A 25698-nucleotide genomic window follows, 5' to 3' on the forward strand; every position below is an offset into this window, starting at 1 on the left:
CTCTGTTATGCTTTCTCGCATTCGAGCAATAAATCGGGCAATTTTTACAGGAGTTTTCGTTGATTACCGTACAGCAGCAAGATGCGGCAACCTTGACGATTGTCAGCCAGATGACGGGCAGTAAAGAGCTCGATCTTAATTTTTATCTCTTTATTCCTGGTGAGCTGGATATTTCACCCGAAGTGATTTCGGAGTCGGAGTTTTTCTACAGTTCAATCCACCAGCAACGTGCCTATTACAGCGACCAGATCCTTTTACCTCTGGTTCACAGCCGCCTTGCCCAACGTGGCCATCTCTCCACAACCCAATATCGGGTGAGCTTGAGCTTGTTTGCTTATCAGTATGTGATTGCGTTGGATAAAGCGGTTTCTCAGCTCAACAACACCAGCGATACGGTGACGGCAGAAGAAGTCGATAGCGTGATTGAGCTATCGCTGGATATTTTGCGTCGCCTGCGCCGTAGTATTCCTTACGAAGAGCAACTCAAGCGTTACTACGCCAACATTGATAACTACCTCTCTTGGTACACTGAGCAGAGCTTCTTATCCATGATTGCGCACATGACCCGTGATAATGAATACAAAACCATTAAAGACCGATTAATCACGCTGGTTGAGAAAGAGCAAGCACATCGCACCCTTAACCAGTACAACTCAGATAAGGCCAACCAAGATATTACTCGTCTCAGTAATAAAATGCGGTTACTGCGCCGCCTGATTGAGCACCCGGTCATCCTCAATGAAAAAGTGTCATCGCTGGGGAATAACACCAAACGTGCGGTGAAAGGTTTAGCCACAGGCTTAGTGATGGTGGCAGTGACCATTACCGCCATTTCCGCACGTGACTACTGGGGAGAAATTACCGCCTCATTCATCATTGCTATGTCCTTTATCTATGCTCTGCGGGAAATCTTTAAAGACGACCTGCGCGATATGCTGTGGCGCTGGATAAGCAAAGGCAAAGCAAAATGGCGACGTCACTACTTCGATCCGACGACCGGTAAGCAAGTGGGTGATAAAGAAGAGTGGCTGGATTACAAAAAGCTGAGTGAGCTGCCGGATCGCATTCAAGCGATTCGGAAAAAACGTATTGTGCAGCGTGAAGAGCAGATCCTGCATTATCGTTCTCATACGGAAATGTCGACATCCCGTTTTATGAGTGGCTATGAAGAGACACGAGAAACCATGATGATTGATTTGCGCGCCATCATGCGCCAGATGGATAAAGGCTCAAATCATATTTATCAGCTCAACAACGGACAAGTCAGTCGCGAATCGGTGGAAAAACGCCATCTGTTAAATCTGATCGTGCAAGAAAAACACCATAAAGGTGAGCCGACTTACTACCGCTGGAAAATCGTGTTGAACCGTAGTCGAATTGTCGATATCGAGTCCATCCCACTTACTTAGCAATTTTCAGTGAAAGGGTTAACCAAAACTCCGCCATTGGCTCATCACCATGCAGCGTAGGACAGGTCGCAATAATGTGTACTTCTTGGTTAACCCGCTCTCCGGTACGCGCAGTTTCGTCTAGCATGCGATCAATCTTCTCACCTTCTACACAATGAAAATGCACCGCCGCTTCTGGGCGTTTGTGAAATTCGCCTCTCACCGATTTGAACGCCAAGGAAACCGATTTTCCGCGTTGATTGGCTTTGTGCATCGCCATATAGCCACCAGCCACATCCGCTCCTACCGCCAAAACACCAAAATACATACTATTGAGGTGATTTTTATTGCGTCTTTTCAGAGGGATACGAACCTCAACCGCTTGATCGTTTAGCGAAAGAATTTTCGGACGACACGCCCAAATCAACGGGACTTTGAAAAAGCCGAACAGATTAAGATAGAGATTGGCTTTTGCTAAGGGTGACAGCATAAAAACTCCGCAATAGTAAGTTGTCCGACCACTTCAATCGATCGCTGAATAAATGTCAAACAAATGTTAACAAAATGCAGAGCCACGACGCTTTCTGAGCAAAGTGAAGAGATAAGTCTGCTTGGTTGTGATGGGGTTACGCAGGCGGTTTGGTCAAATGCTCGGTTTTTACTCCAATTTACACCCCTTTCCTCAGCTGTTTTCGGCGTAATGGTTTATTCTCGTTGACAAATTCGTTATCTTTAGCGCTTCGCAATAAAAGGACAGGCGCTCCTATGCCACTGAAAACCGATGAATTAAGAACCCAAGCATTGGGACCTATGCCTACTCCGGCAGAATTAAGTCACGCACATCCTATCACTGATGAAGTTGCGCTAAGGATCGCGCAGTCTCGTCGCCAAATTGAAAGCATTCTTACCGGTGAAGATGATCGCCTATTAGTGATAGTGGGGCCTTGTTCGGTGCACGATACCGATGCCGCACTCGACTACGCTCACCGCCTTGCTGCGCTACAAGAAAACTATACTGATGAGCTTTTTGTCGTGATGCGAACCTATTTCGAAAAACCACGTACTGTGGTCGGTTGGAAAGGACTGGTCACCGATCCAAACTTAGATGGCTCTTACGCTTTAGAAACCGGTCTCAATAAAGCGCGAAAATTGCTGCTTGATGTAAACAAGCTCGGATTGGCTACCGCGACCGAGTTTCTTGATATGATCACAGGCCAATACATCGCAGACCTTATCACGTGGGGCGCAATTGGCGCACGTACCACTGAGTCGCAAATTCACCGTGAGATGGCCTCTGCGCTCTCCTGCCCTGTGGGTTTTAAAAATGGCACTAACGGCAATGTGAAAATCGCCATTGATGCGATCCGCGCGGCCAAAGCGTCACATTACTTCTATTCGCCAGATAAGAATGGTCGTATGACGGTTTACCGTACCAGTGGTAACCCATTTGGTCATATTATTCTGCGTGGTGGTGATAGCGGACCGAACTTTGATGCGGCTTCGATTAATGAAGCTTGCCAGCAGTTGGCGCAATTCAACTTACCAGAGCGTTTAGTGGTGGATTTCAGCCACGCGAACTGTCAAAAACAACACCGTAAACAAGTGGATGTCGCGCGCGATATTTGCCAGCAAATTGAAGCTGGCAGCCACAAAATTGCGGGCATCATGGCGGAAAGCTTCCTTGTGGAAGGCAATCAGCCAATGCACGATCTCAATAATCTGACTTATGGTCTGTCTATAACCGATCCTTGTTTAGGATGGGAAGATACCGCCACCATGCTTGATATGCTGGCTCAATCGATCAAAGTCCGTCGTTCTCGTCACTAAGGAAATACCTCATGCCTTCTTTTGATATTGTTTCAGAAATTGATGCGGTTGAGCTGCGTAACGCAGTCGAAAACTCAACGCGTGAACTCGCTAGCCGATTTGATTTTCGTAACGTAGATGCGAGCTTTGAGCTGAAAGAAGAGACCGTAAAACTGGCCGCCGAAGATGATTTCCAACTCGGTCAGATGATGGACATTTTGCGTGGTAACCTCGCCAAACGCGGTGTGGATGCTCGTGCGATGAAAGCCAAGGATTCTGTGCATATCGGTAAAAACTGGTACAAAGAAGCAGAATTCAAGCAAGGTTTGGAAGCGCTACTGGCGAAGAAAATCGTCAAACTGATCAAAGATGCCAAAATCAAAGTGCAAGCTTCGATCCAAGGCGATAAAGTACGCGTCACGGGCAAAAAGCGCGATGATTTGCAAGAAGTGATGGCGATGCTGCGCGAGGCCAACCTTGAGCAACCGCTGCAATACAATAACTTCCGCGAATAGTTTGAGATATACCCTTCCTACTTGAAGCTGCAGCGGTGTTGGCTACGTTCGCTCACCCCAATCACATAGTTTATCTATGCTCATGGGGATTCACTCTCTTGCCGCCTACCTGCAACTCCAAGTAGTTTTGGTATAAAGCACGTGTATTGAAGTACACAGTTTCGCTTTAAACAAACGCCCCAAAAACGGGGCGTTTGTCGTGGCTGCGAGCTAAATGCAAGTATTCTTGCTCAAGTCATCACATAAATAACCAGCGGCACTTAAGCTGCACTCTCTTTCGCTCGCGCCTGAGCGGCTAAGATTTCTTCCACTAACCTTGGCACTTCAATACTGGCTTTACCATAGCGCTTCTCAGCAAACTCGCTTTCCACTGCACTTGGCTCCAAATTGATCTCTATGGTGTGCGCGCCATGCATACGTGCGTCATGCACAAACCCCGCCGCAGGATAAACCACCCCAGAGGTGCCAATAGACACAAACAGATCTGCTTGTTCAAGCGCGGCGTAAATATCGCCCATGCGTAGCGGCATTTCACCAAACCAGACAATGTGTGGGCGCATCTGTGCAGGCATTTGGCAGCAGTGGCACAGATCGCCATGACGGATATCCTCTTTTTGCTCGACCGTTTGATTGGACTCAGGACAGCGCGCTTTCAGCAGCTCTCCATGCATATGAATAATGTTCTGGCTGCCGCCACGTTCGTGCAAGTTATCAATATTCTGGGTAATCACAGTGACACTGCCCTGCAACTCTTTTTCCAGTTTGCCAAGAGCAAGGTGTGCAGGGTTAGGCTGAATAGCGTCAGAGAGTAGCTTACGGCGGCGCTGGTTATAAAACTCCAGCACCATATCGGGATCACGCTGAAACCCTTCTGGTGTCGCCACATCTTCGATTCGATGGTTTTCCCACAGCCCATCCTGAGCACGGAAAGTTTGAATACCAGACTCAGCAGAGATGCCTGCTCCAGTCAGTATCACAACATGTCGATACGGTAAGCTCATAACCCATTCCTTTTCTCGGCTTTTGTTTAAGCTTAACACCGAAGCGTTATCAACCCTAGAAAGCAGGGATTAGACCATAGTAGTAACAAGGATAAAAACACCCAGCGAGTGCTGGGTGTTGAACGGTAAACATGTATTACAAATTCGGCCCTTTGGAGGGAGAATGCGGTAAGTTATTTTGATACTGCTGCATACCTTGGATCATCCGCCAGATCCAAATTGAAATGGCTCCTACAGCAATGATTGCGCCCACATAAGGAATGCCATGTCCGAGCTTGGCAAGCCAATGTTCAGGCATCCAGTAACGATTCACGCCCATGATGATGCCGTTCGTGGTCGCCACCGTCACAATCAGTACCACAAAGAACGTCAGATAAAGGAAGAAGCTACGGATTAAGCCATAGTAATGGGAATTCGCTATCTCACCATCTTGGTTCTTATCCAATCGGTAACCCGCATAGATAATGCCAATAACGCCTGATAGCAAGCAGGTGAATGGCGTCAGTAAGCTTGCAATGTAGACAAACCACACTGACTTGTGCGCTCTATCTTGATTCATGGCTCACCTCTCCTTTCGTTTGATTGAATGAGGCGGGTTGAGATTCCGTACTTGCTTCTTCAATTTCACCGCGGCGTTTTACTTCTTCATACCAAAGGTCGTGATGCTCTTTCGCCCACGTTTCATCCACTTTACCGGTCACCATACCTTCTAATGCGCCCTCCATACCAAACAAGCCAATGTAGATATGGAAGATAAAGCCACAGATTAAGATCAATGCTGAGAACATATGAATAAGGTTCGACAGTTCCATATCACGGCGAGTTTGACCGAAAATAGGAAAATCGAGCACTAGACCACTTAAAGCCGCCACCAGTCCAAACACAATTAACAACCAGTAAATCGCCTTTTCCCCAGCGTTAGAGAATCCCGCCGAGGGATGCGTCCCTTTGTATTTACCGACCATACCACCGAGTTTCATAAACCACTGCACATCCACTTTATTGAAGATGGATTTACGCCACCACTTGAGCAGCACAAACATCAGCAGAATGAAAAACAGTGGCCCCATATAGTTGTGATACTGCTTTGCGGCATAGATGATCCAGCCCCACAACTCGGTCGGGATATACGGTTTTAAGAAGTGCTTACCGTACACCAGCATCAAGCCACTGAACGCCAAGGTCAGGAAGGTAAACGCCATGCTCCAGTGCAGCGCCCTATCTGAGCGTGACCAACGCTTGAGCTTACGTCCAGTGCGCGGCTTACTCAGCATCAGCGGACCCACTGCGATATACGCCAGCACCACCATCGCAATGCTACCAAAAATCGCCACCGCACCTGCCGGAGACATCCATTTCTCTTTGAGGATAAACCAAGTTTCACCCGGTTTACTGATCAACACGCCATGTTCAGGCGACTGAGACGTGGTGTACCCCGCTTCGCCTTGTCGTACCTGACGCCAAAAGTCTCCGCCTGCCAGTTGGGTCATCTCTTTTTGTACCACATCCGGTTTTGCGTTCTCTTCTGCCATCACGGGTTGAGCCAACCAGCACAGCAGTGCTGCCAATAAAGGCAGCACAAAACGAGTGGCGCGAGAAAGTTGTTGTCTCATAGCCACTTAACTCCGAGTTGCGTCATAGGCGAGATCTTCACCATTGGTCCAACCTGCACCTTTCGCACCGCGTTCAACCACACGCTGACGGAAAATATCGGAGATTTTCTCCGCATCCCCCGCTAGCAGTGCTTTGGTTGAACAGAGAGAAGCGCACATCGGCAGTTTGCCTTCCGCAATACGGTTGGCTCCGTATTTGCGGCGCTCCTCTTCTGACCCCGGCTTTGTTTCAGGGCCGCCAGCACAGAAGGTACATTTGTCCATCTTACCGCGCTCACCAAACGCCGCCTGTTTCGGAAACTGCGGCGCACCAAACGGACAAGCAAACAAGCAGTAACCGCAGCCGATGCAGAGATCTTTGTTGTGCAGCACAATGCCATCTTCAGTATGCACAAAGCAGTCTGCCGGACACACCGCCATACAAGGTGCATCGGTACAGTGCATGCAAGCCACGGAAATCGAGTTTTCACCCGGTTCACCATCGTTGAGGGTAACTACGCGGCGACGTTGAATGCCCCATTCCAGCGCATCATCGTTTTCATTTTTACAGGCCGTGACACAGCCGTTACATTCGATACAGCGTTTGGTGTCACACAGGAATTTCATTCTTGCCATGGGTAAGCTCCTTACGCTTTACGAATGTTACAGAGGGTGACTTTGGTTTCCTGCATCAAGGTGACAGGATCGTAGCCGTAGGTCGTGGCGGTGTTTGCGGCCTCCCCAACCACATAAGGCTGTGTCCCTTCTGGGTATTTCGGACGTAGATCTTCCCCTTGGAACTTGCCACCAAAGTGGAATGGTAAGAAAGCCATGCCCGGTTTCACCCGACGTGTCACCATAGCTTTGACTTTGATGCGCCCTTTCTCTGCACCTTCAACCCAAACCATATCGCCATCCATAAAGCCTAAATCGTTGGCATCTTTCGGGTTCACTTCAACAAACATCTCTTGTTGCAGTTCAGCCAGCCAAGGGTTAGAACGGGTTTCTTCACCGCCGCCCTCATACTCCACCAAACGGCCTGAGGTAAGAATGATCGGGTATTCCACTGATTTATCTTGCGCTTGAATCGATTTGTACAGGGTTGGCACACGGAAAATGAACGCTTGATCGTCCCACGTCGGGTAATCGGCCAGCAGATCACGGCGTGGTGTATACAGCGGTTCACGGTGCAGCGGTACGCGATCTGGGAATGTCCACACAATCGCACGCGCTTTCGCGTTACCAAATGGAATGCAGCCGTGTTTGATCGCGACACGCTGAATACCGCCAGAAAGATCCGTTTTCCAGTTTTTACCTTCTGCAGCCGCTTTCTCTTCCGCGGTTAAATCATCCCACCATCCGAGTTGTTTCAGCAGCTTATCGCTAAATTCTGGATAGCCGTCTTGCAGCTCACACCCTTTTGAGTAGCTGTCTTCAGCCAGCAAACTTTTACCTTCAAACTCCACCCCAAAACGGGTACGGAAGTTACCGCCACCTTCGGCTACGGTTTTCGAGGTATCGTAAAGTATGTGCGTGCCGGGGTGTTTCATCTCTGGCGTTCCCCAACATGGCCAAGGCATACCGTAAGTATCGCCATGCGCGGGGCCGCCTTCGGCAGCTAACGTAGTTTTGTGGAAGGTGTGCCAGTTTTGTTGGTGCGTTTTCAAACGCTCTGGGCTTTGTCCGGTGTAACCAATCGTCCACATACCGCGGTTAAATTCGCGCGTAATGTCTTCAATCAGTGGCTGATTGTTCTCAACCCGAATGTGTTTACACAACTGATCTGCAATCCCCAGTTTTTGACTGAGCAGATACATGATTTCGTGGTCAGGTTTGGATTCAAACAGCGGCTCAATCACCTGATCACGCCACTGAATAGAGCGGTTTGACGCTGTTACACTGCCGTAGGTTTCAAACTGAGTGGTCGCAGGAAGTAAATACACTCCATCGGTGCGATCGTTCATCACCGCGGCAACCGTTGGGTATGGATCCACAATCACCATCATATCCAGCTTTTGCATCGCCTTTTTCATTTCCACGCCGCGGGTTTGCGAGTTGACCGCATGACCCCAATAGAACATGGCGCGAATGTTTTCACGTTGCTGTAGGTTGTCTTTGTTTTCCAGTACCCCATCGATCCAACGAGAGACAGGGATCCCCGGCGTTTCCATTGGCAACGCGCCATTGTAGGTGCCTTGGTCAAAGCGGTTTTTGATCCACTGATAATCGACATCCCAAACCGATGCCCAGTGTTGCCATGAGCCTTCGGTTAAACCGTAGTATCCAGGCAAACTATCCGAAAGAACCCCAAAATCAGTGGCACCTTGCACGTTATCGTGACCACGGAAAATGTTGGCACCGCCGCCTGATTTACCGATGTTACCGAGCGCCAATTCTAATACACAGTAGGCACGAGTATTGTTGTTACCTGTGGTGTGTTGAGTCCCGCCCATACACCAAACCACACAACCCGGACGGTTTTCCGCTAGGATCTTCGCCGTGTTATAGACTTCTTCTTCGCTTACGCCAGTGACACGCTCAACTTCGGCTGGTGTCCATTTGGCCACTTCCGCGCGGATTTCATCCATACCGAACACACGTTGCCGGATGTACTCTTTATCTTCCCAATTATTTTTGAACACGTGCCACAGTACACCCCAAATAAAGGCCACATCAGTGCCTGGCCGTAGGGAAACAAAGTAATCGGCTTTTGCTGCGGTACGGGTACGACGCGGATCGGCAACCACAATTTTGCAGCTGTTTTTCTCTTTCGCGATCAAAATGTGCTGCATCGCAACTGGGTGAGCTTCGGCAGGGTTCGAACCAATGAACAGCATCGACTTACAGTTGTGCATGTCATTGAATGAGTTGGTCATAGCACCGTAGCCCCAAGTGTTTGCGACACCCGCAACCGTGGTGGAGTGACAAATACGCGCTTGGTGATCAACGTTATTACTACCCCATAAAGAAACCATTTTACGAAACAGGTAGGCTTGCTCGTTGCTGTGCTTAGCACTGCCGAGGAAGTAAACCGAATCTGGACCTGATTCGTCACGGATCTTCAATATTTGGTCACCAATTTCATTGATGGCTTGCTGCCAAGAGATCTTCTTCCACTTGCCGCCTTCGAGCTTCATTGGGTATTTCAGGCGACGTTCACCGTGGCCGTGTTCACGCAGTGCGGCGCCTTTCGCACAGTGGCCGCCTGCGTTGAATGGGTGATCAAAAGCCGGCTCTTGACCAGTCCAGACTCCATTTTGCACTTCAGCGTAGACGCCACAACCGACTGAGCAGTGTGAACAGATGGTACGCTTCACTTCCGTTTTTGCGCTGCGATCCACTTCGCTGGCCTGAGCTTTACGGATCATGCCCGGTGTAAACAGAGAGGCACCTACCGCCGCTCCACCCGCTGCCAGTGACGTGTTTTTCATAAAGGCACGACGACTAATACCGAGCTGATTTTGCTCTTTGGTCACGCTGTCTGAACGTTTGATGAGTCTCATCGGGTTGGCTCCTATAGCGTGTTGTAGTAATCACGAATGTGTTGAGTTTCGTGATAGCCTTTTTTCAGCGGCTCTTTGCTCTCGGTGTTTGCTTCACTGGCGACCGTTTGAGTACTGACCCCCGCGACCACAGCGCCAGCGACAGCCGCTGTGCCTAACCCTTTAAGCAGATCGCGTCTGCTTTGGTTTACTTGGTTCTCTTTTTTCATCGATTGCTTCCTTATTGCTTAAGTTTTAGCAACTTAGCTGTGCGTCTTAAGACGTCTGTTTTCTAATTCCGGTTTGTTCACTGCTCGGCTTTATCGGTCAAGTTTTTCACCTCGATCCGATAACGATTCTTGCGACTGCTTGGTGCTTGTGTCATCGCCACTTGTTCTAAACTCAAAAAAGCGTCCAGAAGCTGCGCGACGGCTAAATAAAATTGCGCATGAGGAGCCTGACGAATTTGGCCAACCAGCTTGCCAAACCACGGTGCGATATGACGGTTGAAAAACGCTTGTTGCGTCTGCGCATCCGCATTTTCGTCATCACCTTGCTCACATAAATAAGCCATGGTTTCGCACAGTGCCGAAATGTGATCTTCTGGCTCACGCACTTGCTCATCCCGCTCCAGCCCCAAGCGGCTCAAATCATCACGAATCTCAGCCAGCGGCTTTTCCATCAATGAACCAGTTAGATGCCATGAGGCAAAAGGCACCACTTCACCACGACCGATACCAATAAACAGCTCTTGATACTCGTCAGCCAAAGAGTCCGATTGAGCGTTTTGTGCGGCGGCGGATATCGCCTGCCACGCTTTCGCCATTTCGGTGCCATTGGCCTCAAATTCCAATTCGGCTAGAAAGGTGCACAGCTCTGCTGAAGGCACATCACGCAGCAGTGTGGCGAGCAGCAGGTAGATGTCTGAACGCATTGACTGTGAATGTGTTGACTGTGAACGCATAGATTGCTCTTGCATGGCTTTCTCCTTAATACTTGAGCTGCTGCTCAGGGTCATGTGCCATGGCTTCAAACATGTCGACTACCCGACAGTCTTCGCACATCGCAATCCGATTGAGCGCTTCCGGCGTGGCGAAATGAGAGTGACCGCGTAACTTGGTTTGCAACATGGTAATCATGGATTGTGGCGCGAAAGGCTTATGGCAGCGCAGGCACTTAGCGGGTTCTTCTTGATGCAAAGTCACCACACCTTGGCGTGCCGCTTTGTTCCAGTTGAGTTGTGGCGTCGCGCTAAGCGCTTGTTCAGGGCAAGCTTTGACACACAAGCCGCACTGCACACAGTCTTGTTCAATAAAGCGTAGTGCTGGGCTATCTCCCGCCGGATGCAGTGCACGCGTTGGGCAAACCGCAACACAGCTCATGCATAAAGTACAATCGCTTGTTTGGCATTCAATGGTGCCGTAAGGCGCGCTAATACTGAGTGGTTGAACGTTCGGATGTGCATTGAGTGTTTCCGCTAACGCATCCAGCGCGGTAAACAGACGTTCGCGCTTATTACCGATTAAGTCACCCAACTTAAGCCCAAGCGGCTGTTCACACAGTACCGGCATCCCCTCGCGCAGCGATTCGAGATAAAGAATATCAATCGTCTCTTTGGGCAAACCCAAGTGAGTCAGTAAGCTCTGCGCCATACTCACTTCTTGGTTGAGAATACGCTGGATAGTGGGCGGCATGTGCCGACTCGCGGCAAACAATACTTGGGTGGCACCGTTAACTAAAGCGGCAAACCAACTGTCTATGCCGACGGAAGGCAGCTCTTCTACCACCACAGGAATCACGTTATCTGGCAATACGTTAAGTGCCATGACGTTGTAACTTCCATGGCGAGAGCTGCAAATCAGCACGATCGGTTTTTCACCGCCGGCTTGGTGATAATTCGCCAGTAAACGCTCAATAAATTTTTGCGTATCGGTAGGATTAGGCAGTGCGTAGTGAATCGCTTCCGTCGGGCAAGCCGTCGCGCAGGTTCCGACGCCCTGACACAGATAAGGGTTAATTTGAATGCGATGGCCTGTTTGATCAGAGCCTTCACTGGACAGTGCGCCAGCAGGACACGCATCCACACAGCGTTCACACCCTTTCACACCACGTGAACTGTGCGCACACAAATCGGGATCCAAGCGAAAATACTTAGGTTTATCGAAGGTACCTATCAGAGTTGGGATCTCTTCCAGTGCATCCGCTAGCTTTGGATAACCGCGTCCTACCGGAAAATAACCGGGCACAGGGACTTCTTCACTCATTAAACCGTTGAGTGACATGTCCAATACGATATCAAAGGTGTTTCCACCTATCGCGGCTTGCGCCAAATTGACTCGTTTACCGTGGTTTTCTACGTTCACCGAGAAGGCGCCGAGGAAACCGCTGATTTCAACCGTATCGGCGTAGTACAAATTGCTTTGTGTGCCAGGCTCACCATCTACAGAAAGGAGCGTGATTGAAGCCATACTGCTCAGTTGCTCGGTAATACGCTCAATGAGCATCGTGGGCCCAATAATTAAGGTATGGCCGCCACTTTCGTAACTTACGGTAGGAGGAATAAGATTGGTCAACTCAACCGTATGCTCAATCGCATACTGTCTCGCCCGACCGTTTGGAGACGTCGCTTGTTGTAATAGGTTGTTTAACATTGCTTGCTTCCGCTTATAAGAATCACGAGCGTGTTGGCTCGTTTTACATAGGCTAAAGCAAATAGCGTTCCAAATTTATTTTATTGAAAGATCAGAGAATTTATCGATAACGGGGATGAGAAATGAAAAGCCACAATAAGAGTGAGACATTATGTCTCACTCTACCTATTGAGGAGTAAGTCAAAATGTCCCTAATCTCTATGCGGTATATTTTGTCTCACTGTTCAGTGTGTCAGATGCTGCTGTATCGTAAGAGGAAAGCGTATTGTGATCAGAAAGTCGCGCAGAATCCACCGCGAATTCGGGCGCAGAAGCTGTCGTTTCATCAGGCATACTTTGATCAGGCATCGTTTGGTCAGGCACATCAGACATAGCTTTTTCCGGTATAGCTTGTTCAGACTGAACCTCTGGCGTCGTTTCTAGCTCATTACACCATTGGCGTAAGGTTTGTGCGACTTGCGTGGTGAGTGTCGCCGTGTTGCTGTAATCCGCGTTGTAATCATCCAGCATACACACTTCGCTAAACTCGCCGCTTAAAAACAGCTTACGCAGTGCAGCTTTCTTCAGTTCTTGCGAAGCATCGGATACCAACAAACTCGCTACGCTGGGTTCTTCATTCTCTGCTGAATGAGGTTGTTCGAGCGAGTGGCTCTCCAACCCACTTTCCGTTTCTACAGCGGACTCACTTTCTATCGGCTCCTCTTGCACAGGCTGTGAGTCCAAACTCTTTTGGGTATCAAGCAGTTGGTCTGATTCTGCGGTTAATTTACGTTGTGACCAACGAGAGAAAAACGTGTTTTCAGTTGCCACAAGACCTCCCCGCGCCTTCACGTTTCTTGCGGCGAATTTCCAGTAGCTCACCGTGACGACCAATATAGGCTTCTATCCACGCCTGAACAGGTAGTGGCATATCGGCCGACAGCACCAGATAATCGCTGTCCATATAACGGCTGGCGACGGCTTGCGATGCGGTCAATTGCACGATTTTAAGTGGCTGATCTTCAATTGGGTCTTCGGCAACCAAGAACAGCTTTGGTGCTTGTGAACTGAGGTTAAAGCGATAGTCAGTACGCTCATCACGGTACAAGTGCAAGGTTGCGACATATTGACTCTGCACCTCTGGCGTTAAACTGAAACCGTGCAACATCCACTGCGTGGTTTGCCAACGGCCACGTGAGACCAAACGCGGCTCAAGGTTGCAAGCGAGCGGCCAAGCGCTGTCGGTTTTGCTACGAGCAGCATCCGTTAAGGATTCAGGAGAAGTTTGTTCAGTCATAACCCATACTAAATTAACAATCAGAGTTGAAATTAAAGCAATAATTGCGCCATTGGGTACCAGTACCTTGCTTTAAGTAGAGCGACATCATCACTTTTGTTCAGTTTGTTTTTGATTCGGCACCCTTTTTGCTACATTGACGGCACTTTTTCTTATTCGCTGTACCGCAAGATTTGCACTGACAGATCGGCGGTGAATAAAGCGAGCAGCACACAGGAATCCAGCGTGGCTAAACCTTCCATCATCAAAACCAGCGAAAATCCTCTGCAAACCATTGAGGTTGAAGTGTATGACGAATACGGCGAAAAACTGGTGAAATCTATAGCTTGCGAACGCCCTCTCACTGTCCTGCTCAACTGGAAAGAGATTGTGACCTTGATGACGCTCGGTTCACGGCCAGAAGCTTTAGTGCTGGGTTATTTGAAAAACCAAAGTTTTATTTCCGATCCGGAAGCGCTCGATTCCATCATCATCGATTGGGAAACTCATTCGGCCGCGGTGGTCACCCGTGAAAACATTGACCATTTAGAGCCTGCGCTGAAGAAAAAAACCGTCACCTCCGGCTGTGGCCAAGGCACCATGTATGGCAACGTGATGAAGCAGCTTGAAAATTATCAAGTACCACAGCAGCCAATTAAACAATCACAAATTTACGCTGCTCTGGAAGCATTGACTCACTACAACGATACCTACAAAAAAGCCGGCGCGGTGCATGGCTGCGCAATTTGCCAAGAGGATCGGGTGATCTCTTTTGTGGAAGATGTCGGTCGCCACAATGCGGTGGATACTTTGGCTGGTGAAATGTGGCTCAATGGCATGCGTGGGGATGACAAAATTTTTTACACCACAGGTCGTTTAACCTCCGAGATGGTGATTAAAGTGGCGCAGATGGGGATTCCTGTACTGCTATCGCGCTCGGGTGTGACTCAAATGGGACTTGAGCTGGCGCAACGTTTTGGCATTACCACGATTGCTCGCGCTTCCGGTCGTCGCTTCCATGTGTACAGTGGCGCAGACAAAGTGGTGTTTGATGTGAAAGGCCACAGTGAAGAGGCATAGCAACATTTTCGCACGATAAAAGGGTTGAACGTTTTTCGGATAGCAAAAGAGCCTCACATAGAGGCTCTTAGTATTATTTAGCATGGAAAATATTGGCTTAGTTAGGAAACTTAACCCTCAACACCACGTGAACGCAGGAACTCAGCGTAAGTGCCTTTGAAGTCAGTGATTTTGCCATCACGAATTTCGATGATGCGGGTTGCCAATGAGTCTACGAATACACGGTCATGCGATACGAAGAACAGCGTGCCTTTGTATTGCTCTAGGGCGTTGTTCAAAGACTCGATCGATTCCATATCCATGTGGTTGGTTGGCTCATCGAGCAGCAGCATGTTTGGCTTGTGCATCATCAGTTTGCCAAGCAACATACGACCTTGCTCACCACCCGACAGCACCTTCACGGATTTCTTGATGTCATCTTGACCAAACAGCATACGACCCAAGAAGCTACGCACCACTTGCTCGTCATCGCCTTCTTGACGCCACTGACCCATCCACTCCATCAAGTTCAGATCTTCGGCGAACTCATGAGCGTGATCTTGCGCGTAGTAACCAATATTGGCATTTTCAGACCATTTGTAGCTGCCGCTGCGCGGCTCAAGTACACCCGCTAGAGTATTGAGCAGTGTCGTTTTACCCGCACCGTTCTCACCGATAATAGCGACACGCTCACCCACTTCAAAAATCGCGTTGAAGTTGCTGAACAGGTCATGATCAAAACCTTGGCTGAGGTTTTCCACAATCAGGGCGTTACGGAACAGCTCTTTCGATTGTTCAAAACGAATGAATGGGTTTTGACGGCTAGATGCCTTCACTTCATCCAGTTTGATCTTATCAATCTGTCTTGCGCGAGAAGTCGCTTGTTTTGCTTTCGATGCGTTCGCCGAGAAGCGCGCTACGAAGGTTTGCAGTTCAGCAATTTGCGCTTTCTTCTTCGCGTTATCAGACAACAGACGCTCACGCGCTTGAGTGGCCGCGGTCATATATTCGTCGTAGTTGCCTGGGTAAATACGCAGCTCGCCGTAATCCAAATCCGCCATGTGGGTACACACTGAGTTTAAGAAGTGGCGGTCATGCGAGATGATGATCATGGTGCAGTTACGCGCATTCAGCGTATCTTCCAACCAGCGAATGGTGTCGATGTCCAAGTTGTTGGTCGGTTCGTCAAGCAGCATGATATCAGGGTCTGCAAACAGGATTTGCGCCAGCAGCACACGCAGTTTCCAACCCGGAGCCACACTGCTCATCAGGCCGTAATGTTGCTCAAGAGGAATACCTACCGCGAGAAGTAGTTCACCCGCTTTGGACTCTGCCATGTAGCCGTCCATCTCAGCGAATTCCACTTCAAGATCGGCAACACGCATACCGTCTTCTTCGGTCATTTCTGGCAGCGCGTAAATACGATCGCGCTCTTGTTTTACCTTCCACAACTCTTTGTGACCCATGATAACGGTGTCGATTACCGTGAACTCTTCGTAGGCAAACTGATCCTGATTCAGTTTGGCGACACGTTCATTCGGATCGTAGCTCACGTTACCGCCACTTGGCTCTAGCTCACCACTGAGGATTTTCATGAAGGTGGATTTACCACAACCATTGGCTCCGATGAGACCGTAGCGATTACCTTCGCCAAACTTAACTGAAATGTTTTCAAAAAGTGGCTTAGCGCCAAATTGTTGAGTGATATTCGCTGTAGAAATCAAAGCTTTTACCTTAGTGCGTTAACATGCCCTCTGCTCAAAACAACTCATAAAGCTGACTGATTTAAGCAGACGGGGATCACAAATAGAAAAATCTGCGCAACGGTACTTGTTCAGAGCCAAGACTACAAGCTCTGTTTTACATAACAAGGATAAAAGTTAGCTTAACGAGTGAGTTGATGTACAAAAAACCATATCCCCTTCCTACTTGAAGCTGCCGCGGTGTTGGCTACGTTCGTTCACCCCAATCACAGAGTTCATCTATGCTCATGGGGATTCACTCTCTTGTCGCCTACTTGCAACTCCAAGCTGTTTGGTTATTACATGGTTGCCGTTTATTGAAGAAGCAGATTACCCCGCCATTTTGCTTCATTTTTGCAAGAGAGATAAACGCTAAAAATACTCCCCACGCCCCACTCGGAACAGACTTTAATTTCTCCGCCAGACTGGCTAAGCAGACTTTGTGATACGGAAAGCCCAAGCCCCGTCCCCTCACGTTTGGTGGTGTAAAACGGATCGAAAATACGCTTGAGGTTTTCTGGCTTAATGCCACAACCTTGATCTTGAATGTGGATGACCGCACCGCGGTTTTGCCCCTCTTCAATCCAATCTTCACTGCGAATCGTAATGCGCCCCTTACCTTGCATGGCATGAATCGCGTTCATCTGCAAATTAACCAACACTTGCAGTAATTGATGACGATTCACTTCCACTGAATTGTGCGCTTGCAGATCGAGTACAAATTCAATGTCGCGCTTTTTCGAACCGGTTTTGACTAAGGTAATACTTTCATCAATGATCGGATTAACGTGTTGCCACGTGATTTCGTCCTGCACTCCGCCTTGGCGACTGTATTGCAACAAGCTGCGGGTGATGTTTCGGATCCGCTCGATTTGCAGCAAGATCGCATCAATTTCCTCTTCGACTCTGCTCGCGTCTGCACCAAGCTCAAAACGAATCAATTCCGTATTACCGAGAATCACCGCGGTAGGGTTATTGATTTCATGGGCAATCCCCGCAGTTAGCTCACCTAGGGCCGCGAGTTTTTCATGCACCACCAACTGATTACGGGTCTGGTTCAGTAAGGTAATATGGTGTTCAAGCTGCGCGGTTTTCTCTTGCAAACTGGCGGTACGCGATTGCACCTTGGCTTCTAACTCATGCGCGGCTTGTACAATCTCTTCATTACGCTGCTGTAACTGATCCAGCATGTTGTCGAACTGCTTTGCTAGCTGGGCAAGTTCATGCTTATCATCAAGTCCAAGCTGACCAATACGCTGATTTTTGCCAAGCTGTACCATTTTCACCACACGGTGGATTCGCTCAATCGGGCGCAGCAGATCCCGAGAAGCGCGATAGACTAACCAACCAGAGAGAATTAATAGGGTAAATGTAATAACGGCAACTTCTAAAATATTGGTCAGGTACGCTTTTAAAAACGGCCACATTAAGTAACCGGTGTACAGCATGCCAATTTCGTTGTGGTATTGATCGCGAATCGGCTGATACGCAGTGATGTACCAAGCATCATACACATACGCCAGATTAACCCACTGCTGACCACCTTTGAGCACTTGATTAAACACTTCAGATGACACCCGCGTGCCTATCGCGCGACCTGCGTGAATTGTGCTATCTAGTGGCACGTTAGTGCTGACGCGTAAGTCATCCAAAAACAGAGTTAAAGTGCCCGTTGGGCGAAGCTGGTCTTGATGGCTTGGGTAGATGAGATCTCGAATTTGATCGACTAATGTTGTGCTGTTGTTGAGCAGCAAACCGCCATCCAAAAAACCTATGATGTCGCCGAAGTTGTTGCGCACTGGAATCACAGTACGACTGACTAATCCCCGAGTTTCGATCTGTTGAGAATTAAGGATCGGGATTTGCGCTTGCTTGGCTAAATCGGGATCGAGCTTTTCTAGCTCATCGGCACTAAGTACATCAAAGAAGGATTCACGCTTGGTGAGATCGAGATAGCGAAACTTCTGCTCTAAGCTATCCACACGCTCAAAACTTAAGAAATCTAAGCCATAGCGATTTTTTTGATTTTGCACCCAACGTGGCAAAGTACTGAGCGTTTCCGCCTCTTGCAGACGCTTGCGAAAATCGAACGATTCCGCAAAGGCGCGCACGTGATTGGCTTGTTTCTGTTGCAGCAGAGTTACACTGTTTTGCGCCACGCCTAGCCGCTCAGACACATCAATTAAGGCGCTGTTCCAAGTGTAGTGAAGTGACCAGTAAATGGTGATCGCAATCAGCGCCAGCAATGTGAGAAAAATTGGCGCTGAGGTCAAAATCAGTAAGCGATAGCGCACGGTGGTTTGAAAACGGTGTCGCCATTTTTGCCACCAAGCCCATTTAGCTTTCATGGTTGAGACCCTCGCTTTCCCACTCTTTGTATTTACGCTCCAACGTTTTACGTGCCACGCCTAAATCGCGGGCGGCGGCCGATTTATTGCCCTCATACAGCGCCACAATTTGTTGAATATGCGCTTTTTCCACCGCACGCAGAGGCCAATCGTTGGGATATCCCAAACTGGATTGAGTGACATTGTCACTAGAGGAAGCTTTGGTACTGATATCTGGTGACATTGTCACCTCGGGTTCAACATGAATAGGCAGACCATTGAGCTCTCGCCAATAATGCGCAGGCGGTTTACCCAATAACAAGCAGCGCTCAATCAAGTTTTTCAGCTCGCGAATATTGCCAGGCCAATCATAATCTTGCATCGAAGAGATATCTTCATACGCCCATTTAGGCATTGGCATCCCCAGCTCCGCACAGAGCATTTTGGTGAAAAAAGGCAGCAGTTCATGCAGATCTTGCTTGCGCTCACGCAGTGGACTCACTTCGATTTTCAGCACATTAAGCCGGTAGTAAAGATCGCCGCGGAAACGCCCATTTTCGACTTCTTGTTGCAAATTGCGGTTGGTGGCAGCCACCACTCGCACGTCCACACTCACCTCTTTTTCCGAACCCACTGGGCGCACCGCGCGTTGTTCTAAAACTCGCAATAGCGAGGCTTGCATAGTAAGTGGCATTTCTCCGATTTCATCTAAAAACAGAGTGCCGCCGTTGGCCACGCGAAATAGCCCTTCACGACTCTTTTTCGCGCCGGTAAATGCCCCAGAGGTGTGCCCAAACAGTTCACTTTCCAGCAGTTCTGGCGCAATCGCGCCGCAGTTGATCGGCACAAAGGGGCCTTGTCGACCACTCGCTTCATGGATGCCCCGTGCGACCAGCTCTTTGCCCGTCCCCGATTCCCCTTCAATCAGCACCGAAGCGCGTGACGGAGCAAACTGAACAATCCTCTGCTTGAGTAATTCGGTTTGTACTGAGCTGCCAATGATTTGTGTTGTGCAGTGACGCTGAAAATCACGCTGTAAGGCGTACTGCAAACGCTCATTGAGGCGCTTATTCATACAGCGTTGCACCGCTTGCAGCATTTGTTCGAGGTTAAATGGCTTGAGGATAAAATCGCTTGCCCCCAGTTTGAGAGCACTGATGGCGGTCTCAAGATCCGCGTATCCGGTCATAAAAATCACATCCGCGCGGTGATCTGGATCGGTAAACGCTTCTTCCCATTCAATCCCTGAGCGTCCCGGTAGGTTGATGTCTAAAATCAGCAAGTCGTAATGATGCTCACCACGCAGCACCTCGGCCTCTTCAATGCTGCTGGCTAAATCGACGCGCGAAAACCATTTACTCAGTGCTTTTTTCAGCACCAGTTGCATACCGACTTCGTCATCGACAACTAAAACAGAGAAGGCTTGATATAAATGGGTTTGATTGAGATCCAAAACTGGTGGCATAGAGGGATTCCATAACGTATTGAGACAGAACGACTCAATTAACCTTACATTGGCTAGGCGTAATTTGCGACATTTTGTCCCACACGGTTTAAAGTGTCACTATCTTTAGGCCAGATTTGCCACAAATCACCGACTTTTTGCAGGGAAAATAGCCCTCAATGAGTAAGAATGATGTTGGCATCCCATTTGCTATACCTCTGTTTCGTATAAACTCATCAGCAATTGATTTTATTCTGTAATATCAGTTTATTAAGCGATATATCTTGCTGACTTAACCTCCAACGTACCGTCATGGAATTCATAATGAAAAAAACAGCCTTCACCCTCGCGGCAGCTTCGCTCATTTTAGTCAGTTACTCTGCTTCCAGTGCCGATGACACTCGTATTCGTCTTGCGACCACCACCAGTACCAATGATTCAGGACTGCTCGACTACCTGTTACCAAGGTTTGAGCAAGATACGGGTTATAAAGTGGATGTGATCGCAACAGGTACAGGTAAAGCGCTGAAAATGGGCGAAAACGGCGATGTAGATTTGGTGATGACCCATGCACCGGATGCTGAAGCCAGTTTTGTAGAAGCGGCTTTCGGTGTTCTACCACGTAAACTGATGTACAACGACTTTGTGGTGGTTGGCCCAGAAAGTGATCCGGCTAAAATTGCTGATGAAAAGAACATCGCAAAAGTATTTGAAAATATTGCTAAAAGTGGCGCTGTATTTATCTCACGTGGTGATGATTCCGGCACACACAAGAAAGAGCTCGGCATTTGGTCACAAAACAAGATTGAACCGAATTTCGGTGGCTACCGTTCTATTGGTCAAGGCATGGGTCCAACACTGAATATGGCATCAGAAATGCAGGCTTATACCCTGACCGACCGCGGGACTTGGCTAGCTTACAACAATAAGTTGGCTCTCAAGATTCTGTTTGAAGGTGATGAGCAACTGTTTAACCCTTACCAAGTGATTATTGTCAATCCTGAGCGTTACCCAACCACCCAATATCAAGCAGCTAAAGTGTTTAGTGATTGGCTGGTGAACCCTAAAGGCCAGCAGTTGATTAACGAGTTTAAAGTCAATGGTCAACAACTCTTTGTCGCCAATGCGGACAAGCAGTAATCCTCGATGAGTCTTTGGCAAACAACCCTAGATGCGTTGCATCTGTTGGTGAGTCTAGATCCTAAGCTATGGGAGATCGTCGCGGTCTCCTTTAGTGTTTCGCTAACGGCCATTGCTCTGGTGCTCATCCCCTCTGTGGTGCTCTCTTTTGTGCTGGCGTACACCAACTTTCGCGGTAAATGGACTCTGCTGTCGCTGATCAATACCTTGCAAGCGGTTCCGACTGTGGTGATCGGCTTGTTGTTGTATATGTTGCTCTCACGCGCAGGCCCGCTGGGTGATTGGCAGATGCTGTTTACTCAGCAAGCCATGATTTTAGGCCAAGCACTGATCTGTTTTCCGATTCTGGTTGCCATGATGCATGGCGCGTTACAATCCACCGATCGCCGCTCGCTAGAAACCTCGATGACCCTAGGAGCTACCGTACCTAGGCTCTTTGCAACCTTAGTCTGGGAAGCGCGCTTTCCTTTAATGGCCGCCACCATCGCCGGTTTTTCCCGTATCGTGACCGAAGTCGGCTGCTCAATGATGGTCGGTGGCAATATCATGGGCTTGACCCGCAATATCCCAACGGCCATTTCATTGGAAAGCAATAAAGGCGCTTTTGCGCAGGGTGTGGCGCTGGGTATGGTGCTGCTTGCCTTAGCGCTAGGGCTAAACTTTCTGCTCTCTTCCCTACGGGGCAAAGGCTATTTAAGGACATGAGGCCAATCATGACGATCAAACTTACCGCACAGCAGCTTTCCATGCGTTTTAAAGATCGCGTGTTATTTCATATTCCAGAGATCTCTATTGGCCCTAATGATGCCATTTACCTTAAAGGCGACAATGGTGTGGGTAAAACCACCTTATTGAAAATTCTCGCGGGCTTGTTAGAGCCGAGCAATGGTAGAGTGCTTGGCCGTAAACCTTGGTGGCAGCGTCTGTTTTTGACCTCTGCGACGTCTGAAGTTGTCTATCTTCATCAAAGCCCCTATCTGTTTGATGACACGGTTTACCAAAATGTGCTGTACGGCATTCGTTTCAGTGGGTTATCTGCGCATGAAAAACGTGCGCAAGTGATCACGGCCTTGCGTATGGTCGGGCTAGAAACGCTAGCCGATGAGCATATTTCTGTGCTTTCCGGCGGAGAAAAACAGCGCGTGGCGATGGCGCGAGCGTGGATCCTCAAACCTTCTATTTTGTTGATGGATGAGCCGAGTGCGTCATTGGATCAAGAATCTATCGAGAGATTGGTTATAATGGCGCGAGATTTATTAGAGCGCGGCTCCAGTCTTGTCATCACTAGCCACCAAACCAACGCCCTCACGGCGCTGTGTAAAAAACAATGGTGGATTAAAGATCGTCAACTCATTGAGTCGCCTTTGCTGCAAATTGTGAAAGAAAACAATGATAACCACGCAAACACTTCCCATTCTTCAAGCTTCCGACACTAGCTGGGTGATTCTGGCTGGCGGACAAGCCAGCCGCATGGGAGGACAAGACAAAGGCCTGATCCAGTTGAATGGTCAGCCCCTGATTCAACATGTGATCGATAAGTTGGCCCCACAAACGCCGACGTTGCTCATCAACGCCAATCGCAACCAAGGCCAATACCAACAATTTGCGCCGGTGATCAGTGATGAGTTTCCTGATTATCCGGGACCTTTAGGCGGCATTCATGCTGGTTTAAGTCATGCTCCGACCGATTGGGTCGGCTTTGTCCCTTGTGATAGCCCGTTAATTTGCGATGATTTGGTTGCCCGTTTCTGTCAGGCTGTCAAACCCGAGAGCGATATCTTAGTGGCCCATGATGGCCAGCATCAGCAACCTGTGTTTACCCTATTTCATAAACGCGTGCTCCCCAAACTCAGCGCCTTTTTAGCCCGCGGCGATCGCAAAATCATCTTGCTTTACGATGAATGCCATACTTCTTACGTCGATTTTAGCGATGCACCGAGCTGCTTTTTTAATTTGAATACGCCACAAGAGTTGGCGCAATTTGGAGCGTTACATCCATGATTGCTTCTGCACACCAGAATCCTCAACGCCCTAACCTGCCATTACTCGGTTTCGCCGCCTATTCTGGCACCGGAAAAACCACGTTACTAGAAGCCCTGCTGCCTAAGCTGACGGCGGCTGGTTTGCGCATTGGCCTACTGAAACATGCGCACCACGATTTTGATGTCGATAAGCCAGGCAAAGACAGTTATCGCTTACGTAAAGCGGGAGCGTCTCAAATGCTGATTGCGTCGCGTAACCGTCATGCGCTGATGACCGAAACCCCCGATGCTGAAGCGAAGTTTGATTATCTGCTGACTCGATTTGATGCTGAAAAGCTCGATGTGATTTTGGTTGAAGGCTGTAAAAATATCGCTTTTCCAAAAATTGAACTGCACCGCGCGGAAGTCGGTAAGCCTTGGCTTTACCCTCACGATGAAAACATCATGGCGATTGCTGCGGATGAGATGGTCGAAACGGATCTGCCGCAAATGCACATTAATGATCTCGATGCGATCGCTGATTTCGTTTTGGATTATGTCAATAAGTGGCGCGCGCAGCAGATTCAACCACACACAGTGTCAGATTCAAAAAACAGTGCCGCGGCATGCTGCGACACTTTATCCCCTGCTTTTCTTTCAGTAGAGCAAGGCCGCGAGAAGATCCTCTCGCTCATCTCACCTTTGGCAGAGACAGAATCGGTCGCGATTCAAGAGTGCTACCAACGAGTTTTGGCGCGTGAAGTTTCCTCTCCGATCAATGTACCCGCCTATCGCAACTCAGCGATGGATGGTTATGCGCTGCGCAGTGATGATCTTGAACGCGATAGCTACCGTGTAGTGGCGGAAGTGCTCGCCGGCAGTCATTATCCGAAAACGGTTGAACTCGGCGAAGCGGTGAAGATTATGACTGGCGCGCCCATGCCACTCGGTGCCGATACAGTAGTAATGCGTGAGCAAGCCATGCAAAACGGCGAACTGGTCAGTTTTACTGGTGTCAAAATCAAAGCAGGACAAAACGTGCGCCAAGCAGGTGAAGACTTGGCGCAAGGCCAAGCTGTGTTTCACTCTGGCCAGCGTTTGCTTTCTCCAGAAATGGGCATGTTGGCGTCACTGGGTTTCGCGCACGCGGACGTATTTCACTCGCTTAAAGTCGCAATTTTCTCGACCGGTGATGAGGTACAAGCGCCGGGCGGTGACATTGAGCCCAACTCAATTTTTGATTCCAACCGCTTTACTCTGACGGGGTTACTCAAGCAGCTCGGTTGCCAAGTGATCGACCTTGGCATCATTGAAGATGACGAAGCCAAAATGATGCAAGTGCTTGAGCAAGCGGCAAAACAAGCCGATGTGATGATCACTTCCGGTGGTGTTTCTGTAGGCGATGCCGATTTCATCAAATCCGCGCTAGAAAAACTGGGGCACATTGATTTTTGGCGGATCAATATGCGTCCGGGCCGCCCACTGGCGTTTGGTCAGATTGCAGGAAAACCTTTCTTCGGGCTACCGGGCAACCCTGTCGCGGTAATGGTTTCTTTCATCAATTTTGTGGAACCTGCCCTGCGTAAAATGCAAGGTGAACAAGGTTGGCAACCACTGAAAGTCAATGCGATTGCGTTGGAAGATCTTCGCTCTCGCCAAGGCAGAACTGAGTTCAGCCGTGGGGTTTACGCTTTTAATACGCAAGGACAACTGACAGTACGTACCACGGGCAAACAAGGTTCGGGGATTTTGCGCTCAATGAGTGAAGCCAACTGCTTAATTGAAATTGCTCCGGCGATTGATACGGTAAAAGTCGGTGAAAGCGTGACAATCATCCCACTTCAAGGCAGAATCTAGCCCGTTTATTTAGCGTTGAGAGAGAAACATGGCTCGTACCATCATCTACACCTACAAAAACCAAGAGAAAACGCTGACTTTCTCATACGAAAAACATCACAACATTCATGAAGCGGTAGCCGAAGCGGAAGGCATTGATTTGACCGAATTTCTGAAGATGGAGATGCAACTGGAAGCGATTTCAGATACCAAATCGGTACGCAACTTCCGTGATAACCACTTTAAAAAGCTCGGTTTTGGCATCATCACGCTACAGCCGAAAGAGAATCTTGGTGTAGGTAAAAAACCAAAAACGACTCGCTAAGCCAATATGCTTTAGCGGTAATTTTAAAATACCAAGACCCAAACGACTTGGAGTTGCAGGTAGTCGGCAAGCGAGTGAATCCCCATCAGCATAGACAAACAATGTGATTGGGGTGAATGAACGCAGCCAACACCGCTGCAACTTTAAGTAGGAAAAGGAAAAGGGCTTGCAGTG

24 protein-coding genes are annotated in these 25698 nt (G+C 48.8%); 10 read left to right on the plus strand and 14 right to left on the minus strand.

Features of this window, described 5'->3' with window-relative positions:
* Positions 1-59 precede the first annotated feature (59 nt).
* Positions 60-1409 (plus strand): hypothetical protein, encoded by a 1350-nt coding sequence (locus R4537_RS11935; protein WP_000633840.1) that lies wholly within the window; start codon positions 60-62, stop codon positions 1407-1409.
* On the opposite strand, the gene R4537_RS11940 is transcribed toward R4537_RS11935, so the two are convergent.
* Complete coding sequence (locus R4537_RS11940; RefSeq protein ID WP_000950847.1) at positions 1402-1878, minus strand: PaaI family thioesterase; 477 nt, start codon at positions 1876-1878, stop codon at positions 1402-1404. The two genes, R4537_RS11935 and R4537_RS11940, sit on opposite strands and share 8 nt — an antisense overlap.
* 275 nt (positions 1879-2153) lie before the next feature.
* Between R4537_RS11940 and R4537_RS11945 the strand changes: the two genes are divergently transcribed.
* Together R4537_RS11945 and R4537_RS11950 are read left to right on the plus strand one after the other, a co-directional pair.
* Positions 2154-3215, plus strand: coding sequence for a 3-deoxy-7-phosphoheptulonate synthase (locus R4537_RS11945; protein WP_071177945.1), 1062 nt, complete (start codon positions 2154-2156; stop codon positions 3213-3215).
* Between the two features lie 11 nt (positions 3216-3226).
* Complete coding sequence (locus R4537_RS11950; RefSeq protein WP_001138886.1) at positions 3227-3709, plus strand: YajQ family cyclic di-GMP-binding protein; 483 nt, start codon at positions 3227-3229, stop codon at positions 3707-3709.
* Positions 3710-3969: 260 nt separating this feature from the next.
* Here R4537_RS11950 and cobB read toward each other — a convergent pair whose 3' ends face one another.
* From cobB to R4537_RS12000, 10 genes are all read right to left on the minus strand, one after another.
* The gene (cobB, locus tag R4537_RS11955; RefSeq protein ID WP_000056950.1) at positions 3970-4710 is read right to left on the minus strand and encodes a Sir2 family NAD+-dependent deacetylase; all 741 of its coding nucleotides are present in this window, start codon (positions 4708-4710) and stop codon (positions 3970-3972) included.
* 136 nt (positions 4711-4846) lie between these two features.
* Positions 4847-5269 (minus strand): hypothetical protein, encoded by a 423-nt coding sequence (locus R4537_RS11960; RefSeq protein WP_001070818.1) that lies wholly within the window; start codon positions 5267-5269, stop codon positions 4847-4849.
* The gene (locus tag R4537_RS11965) at positions 5256-6323 is read right to left on the minus strand and encodes a formate dehydrogenase subunit gamma (protein ID WP_071177946.1); all 1068 of its coding nucleotides are present in this window, start codon (positions 6321-6323) and stop codon (positions 5256-5258) included. The genes R4537_RS11960 and R4537_RS11965 overlap by 14 nt, the downstream gene beginning before the upstream one ends.
* A 6-nt stretch (positions 6324-6329) precedes the next feature.
* Positions 6330-6938, minus strand: a complete 609-nt coding sequence (gene fdh3B / locus R4537_RS11970) for a formate dehydrogenase FDH3 subunit beta (RefSeq protein ID WP_000113432.1) — start codon at positions 6936-6938, stop codon at positions 6330-6332.
* A gap of 11 nt (positions 6939-6949) precedes the next feature.
* Positions 6950-9805, minus strand: a complete 2856-nt coding sequence (locus R4537_RS11975; RefSeq protein ID WP_071177947.1) for a formate dehydrogenase subunit alpha — start codon at positions 9803-9805, stop codon at positions 6950-6952.
* 11 nt (positions 9806-9816) lie between these two features.
* A complete protein-coding gene (locus tag R4537_RS11980; RefSeq protein ID WP_000711976.1) occupies positions 9817-10014 on the minus strand; it encodes a twin-arginine translocation signal domain-containing protein in 198 nt (65 codons plus the stop codon).
* A gap of 77 nt (positions 10015-10091) precedes the next feature.
* Positions 10092-10748 carry a TorD/DmsD family molecular chaperone gene (locus R4537_RS11985; RefSeq protein ID WP_071177976.1) on the minus strand — a complete coding sequence of 219 codons (657 nt, stop codon included), beginning with the start codon at positions 10746-10748 and terminating at the stop codon, positions 10092-10094.
* Between the two features lie 25 nt (positions 10749-10773).
* Positions 10774-12435, minus strand: a complete 1662-nt coding sequence (locus R4537_RS11990) for a 4Fe-4S dicluster domain-containing protein (RefSeq protein WP_071177948.1) — start codon at positions 12433-12435, stop codon at positions 10774-10776.
* 198 nt (positions 12436-12633) lie between these two features.
* Positions 12634-13308, minus strand: coding sequence for a DUF3306 domain-containing protein (locus R4537_RS11995; RefSeq protein WP_080483230.1), 675 nt, complete (start codon positions 13306-13308; stop codon positions 12634-12636).
* Entirely contained in the window at positions 13235-13711 is a 477-nt protein-coding gene (locus tag R4537_RS12000) for a DUF3305 domain-containing protein (RefSeq protein WP_071177950.1), read from the minus strand. The genes R4537_RS11995 and R4537_RS12000 overlap by 74 nt, the downstream gene beginning before the upstream one ends.
* 225 nt (positions 13712-13936) lie before the next feature.
* Here R4537_RS12000 and fdhD point away from each other — a divergent pair, with 225 nt between their 5' ends.
* Positions 13937-14770 (plus strand): formate dehydrogenase accessory sulfurtransferase FdhD, encoded by an 834-nt coding sequence (gene fdhD / locus R4537_RS12005; protein ID WP_001118356.1) that lies wholly within the window; start codon positions 13937-13939, stop codon positions 14768-14770.
* A 110-nt stretch (positions 14771-14880) separates the two neighbouring features.
* On the opposite strand, the gene R4537_RS12010 is transcribed toward fdhD, so the two are convergent.
* From R4537_RS12010 to R4537_RS12020, 3 genes are all read right to left on the minus strand, one after another.
* On the minus strand, positions 14881-16473 hold the full coding sequence (locus R4537_RS12010) for an ABC-F family ATPase (protein ID WP_071177951.1): 1593 nt from the start codon (positions 16471-16473) through the stop codon (positions 14881-14883).
* A gap of 332 nt (positions 16474-16805) precedes the next feature.
* Positions 16806-18839, minus strand: coding sequence for a sensor histidine kinase (locus R4537_RS12015; RefSeq protein ID WP_071177952.1), 2034 nt, complete (start codon positions 18837-18839; stop codon positions 16806-16808).
* The gene (locus tag R4537_RS12020) at positions 18829-20283 is read right to left on the minus strand and encodes a sigma-54-dependent transcriptional regulator (protein WP_071177953.1); all 1455 of its coding nucleotides are present in this window, start codon (positions 20281-20283) and stop codon (positions 18829-18831) included. Before R4537_RS12020 ends, R4537_RS12015 begins: the two co-directional genes overlap by 11 nt.
* Before the next feature lie 303 nt (positions 20284-20586).
* Here R4537_RS12020 and R4537_RS12025 point away from each other — a divergent pair, with 303 nt between their 5' ends.
* The 6 genes from R4537_RS12025 to R4537_RS12050 are packed head-to-tail and all read left to right on the plus strand — an operon-like array spanning position 20587 to position 25524.
* Positions 20587-21402 (plus strand): ABC transporter substrate-binding protein, encoded by an 816-nt coding sequence (locus R4537_RS12025; RefSeq protein ID WP_071177954.1) that lies wholly within the window; start codon positions 20587-20589, stop codon positions 21400-21402.
* 6 nt (positions 21403-21408) lie between these two features.
* Positions 21409-22107, plus strand: coding sequence for an ABC transporter permease (locus tag R4537_RS12030; RefSeq protein WP_071177955.1), 699 nt, complete (start codon positions 21409-21411; stop codon positions 22105-22107).
* 8 nt (positions 22108-22115) lie between these two features.
* Entirely contained in the window at positions 22116-22838 is a 723-nt protein-coding gene (locus R4537_RS12035; protein ID WP_071177956.1) for an energy-coupling factor ABC transporter ATP-binding protein, read from the plus strand.
* Positions 22792-23403: a molybdenum cofactor guanylyltransferase MobA gene (gene mobA / locus R4537_RS12040; protein WP_071177957.1), complete on the plus strand. Its 612-nt coding sequence runs from the start codon at positions 22792-22794 to the stop codon at positions 23401-23403. The genes R4537_RS12035 and mobA overlap by 47 nt, the downstream gene beginning before the upstream one ends.
* Positions 23400-25220 (plus strand): bifunctional molybdopterin-guanine dinucleotide biosynthesis adaptor protein MobB/molybdopterin molybdotransferase MoeA, encoded by a 1821-nt coding sequence (locus tag R4537_RS12045; protein ID WP_071177958.1) that lies wholly within the window; start codon positions 23400-23402, stop codon positions 25218-25220. The genes mobA and R4537_RS12045 overlap by 4 nt, the downstream gene beginning before the upstream one ends.
* A gap of 28 nt (positions 25221-25248) precedes the next feature.
* The gene (locus R4537_RS12050) at positions 25249-25524 is read left to right on the plus strand and encodes a DUF2960 domain-containing protein (protein ID WP_000124577.1); all 276 of its coding nucleotides are present in this window, start codon (positions 25249-25251) and stop codon (positions 25522-25524) included.
* The last annotated feature ends 174 nt before the right edge of the window (positions 25525-25698 follow it).

It is taken from the genome of Vibrio paracholerae (assembly GCF_037672085.1).
GTDB lineage: Bacteria > Pseudomonadota > Gammaproteobacteria > Enterobacterales > Vibrionaceae > Vibrio > Vibrio cholerae.

What these genes read in the sequence shown, in the direction of transcription:
- fdh3B (WP_000113432.1), bottom strand. Translation starts at nt 6,938, where the DNA reads ATGGCAAGAATGAAATTCCTGTGTGACACCAAACGCTGTATCGAATGT.
- R4537_RS12000 (WP_071177950.1), bottom strand. Translation starts at nt 13,711, where the DNA reads ATGACTGAACAAACTTCTCCTGAATCCTTAACGGATGCTGCTCGTAGC.
- R4537_RS11990 (WP_071177948.1), bottom strand. Translation starts at nt 12,435, where the DNA reads ATGTTAAACAACCTATTACAACAAGCGACGTCTCCAAACGGTCGGGCG.
- R4537_RS11975 (WP_071177947.1), bottom strand. Translation starts at nt 9,805, where the DNA reads ATGAGACTCATCAAACGTTCAGACAGCGTGACCAAAGAGCAAAATCAG.
- R4537_RS12045 (WP_071177958.1), top strand. Translation starts at nt 23,400, where the DNA reads ATGATTGCTTCTGCACACCAGAATCCTCAACGCCCTAACCTGCCATTA.
- mobA (WP_071177957.1), top strand. Translation starts at nt 22,792, where the DNA reads ATGATAACCACGCAAACACTTCCCATTCTTCAAGCTTCCGACACTAGC.
- cobB (WP_000056950.1), bottom strand. Translation starts at nt 4,710, where the DNA reads ATGAGCTTACCGTATCGACATGTTGTGATACTGACTGGAGCAGGCATC.
- R4537_RS11940 (WP_000950847.1), bottom strand. Translation starts at nt 1,878, where the DNA reads ATGCTGTCACCCTTAGCAAAAGCCAATCTCTATCTTAATCTGTTCGGC.
- R4537_RS11985 (WP_071177976.1), bottom strand. Translation starts at nt 10,748, where the DNA reads ATGCGTTCACAGTCAACACATTCACAGTCAATGCGTTCAGACATCTAC.
- R4537_RS11950 (WP_001138886.1), top strand. Translation starts at nt 3,227, where the DNA reads ATGCCTTCTTTTGATATTGTTTCAGAAATTGATGCGGTTGAGCTGCGT.
- R4537_RS11980 (WP_000711976.1), bottom strand. Translation starts at nt 10,014, where the DNA reads ATGAAAAAAGAGAACCAAGTAAACCAAAGCAGACGCGATCTGCTTAAA.
- R4537_RS12035 (WP_071177956.1), top strand. Translation starts at nt 22,116, where the DNA reads ATGACGATCAAACTTACCGCACAGCAGCTTTCCATGCGTTTTAAAGAT.
- R4537_RS12050 (WP_000124577.1), top strand. Translation starts at nt 25,249, where the DNA reads ATGGCTCGTACCATCATCTACACCTACAAAAACCAAGAGAAAACGCTG.
- R4537_RS12015 (WP_071177952.1), bottom strand. Translation starts at nt 18,839, where the DNA reads ATGAAAGCTAAATGGGCTTGGTGGCAAAAATGGCGACACCGTTTTCAA.
- R4537_RS12030 (WP_071177955.1), top strand. Translation starts at nt 21,409, where the DNA reads ATGAGTCTTTGGCAAACAACCCTAGATGCGTTGCATCTGTTGGTGAGT.
- R4537_RS11965 (WP_071177946.1), bottom strand. Translation starts at nt 6,323, where the DNA reads ATGAGACAACAACTTTCTCGCGCCACTCGTTTTGTGCTGCCTTTATTG.
- R4537_RS12020 (WP_071177953.1), bottom strand. Translation starts at nt 20,283, where the DNA reads ATGCCACCAGTTTTGGATCTCAATCAAACCCATTTATATCAAGCCTTC.
- R4537_RS12025 (WP_071177954.1), top strand. Translation starts at nt 20,587, where the DNA reads ATGAAAAAAACAGCCTTCACCCTCGCGGCAGCTTCGCTCATTTTAGTC.
- R4537_RS11945 (WP_071177945.1), top strand. Translation starts at nt 2,154, where the DNA reads ATGCCACTGAAAACCGATGAATTAAGAACCCAAGCATTGGGACCTATG.
- R4537_RS11960 (WP_001070818.1), bottom strand. Translation starts at nt 5,269, where the DNA reads ATGAATCAAGATAGAGCGCACAAGTCAGTGTGGTTTGTCTACATTGCA.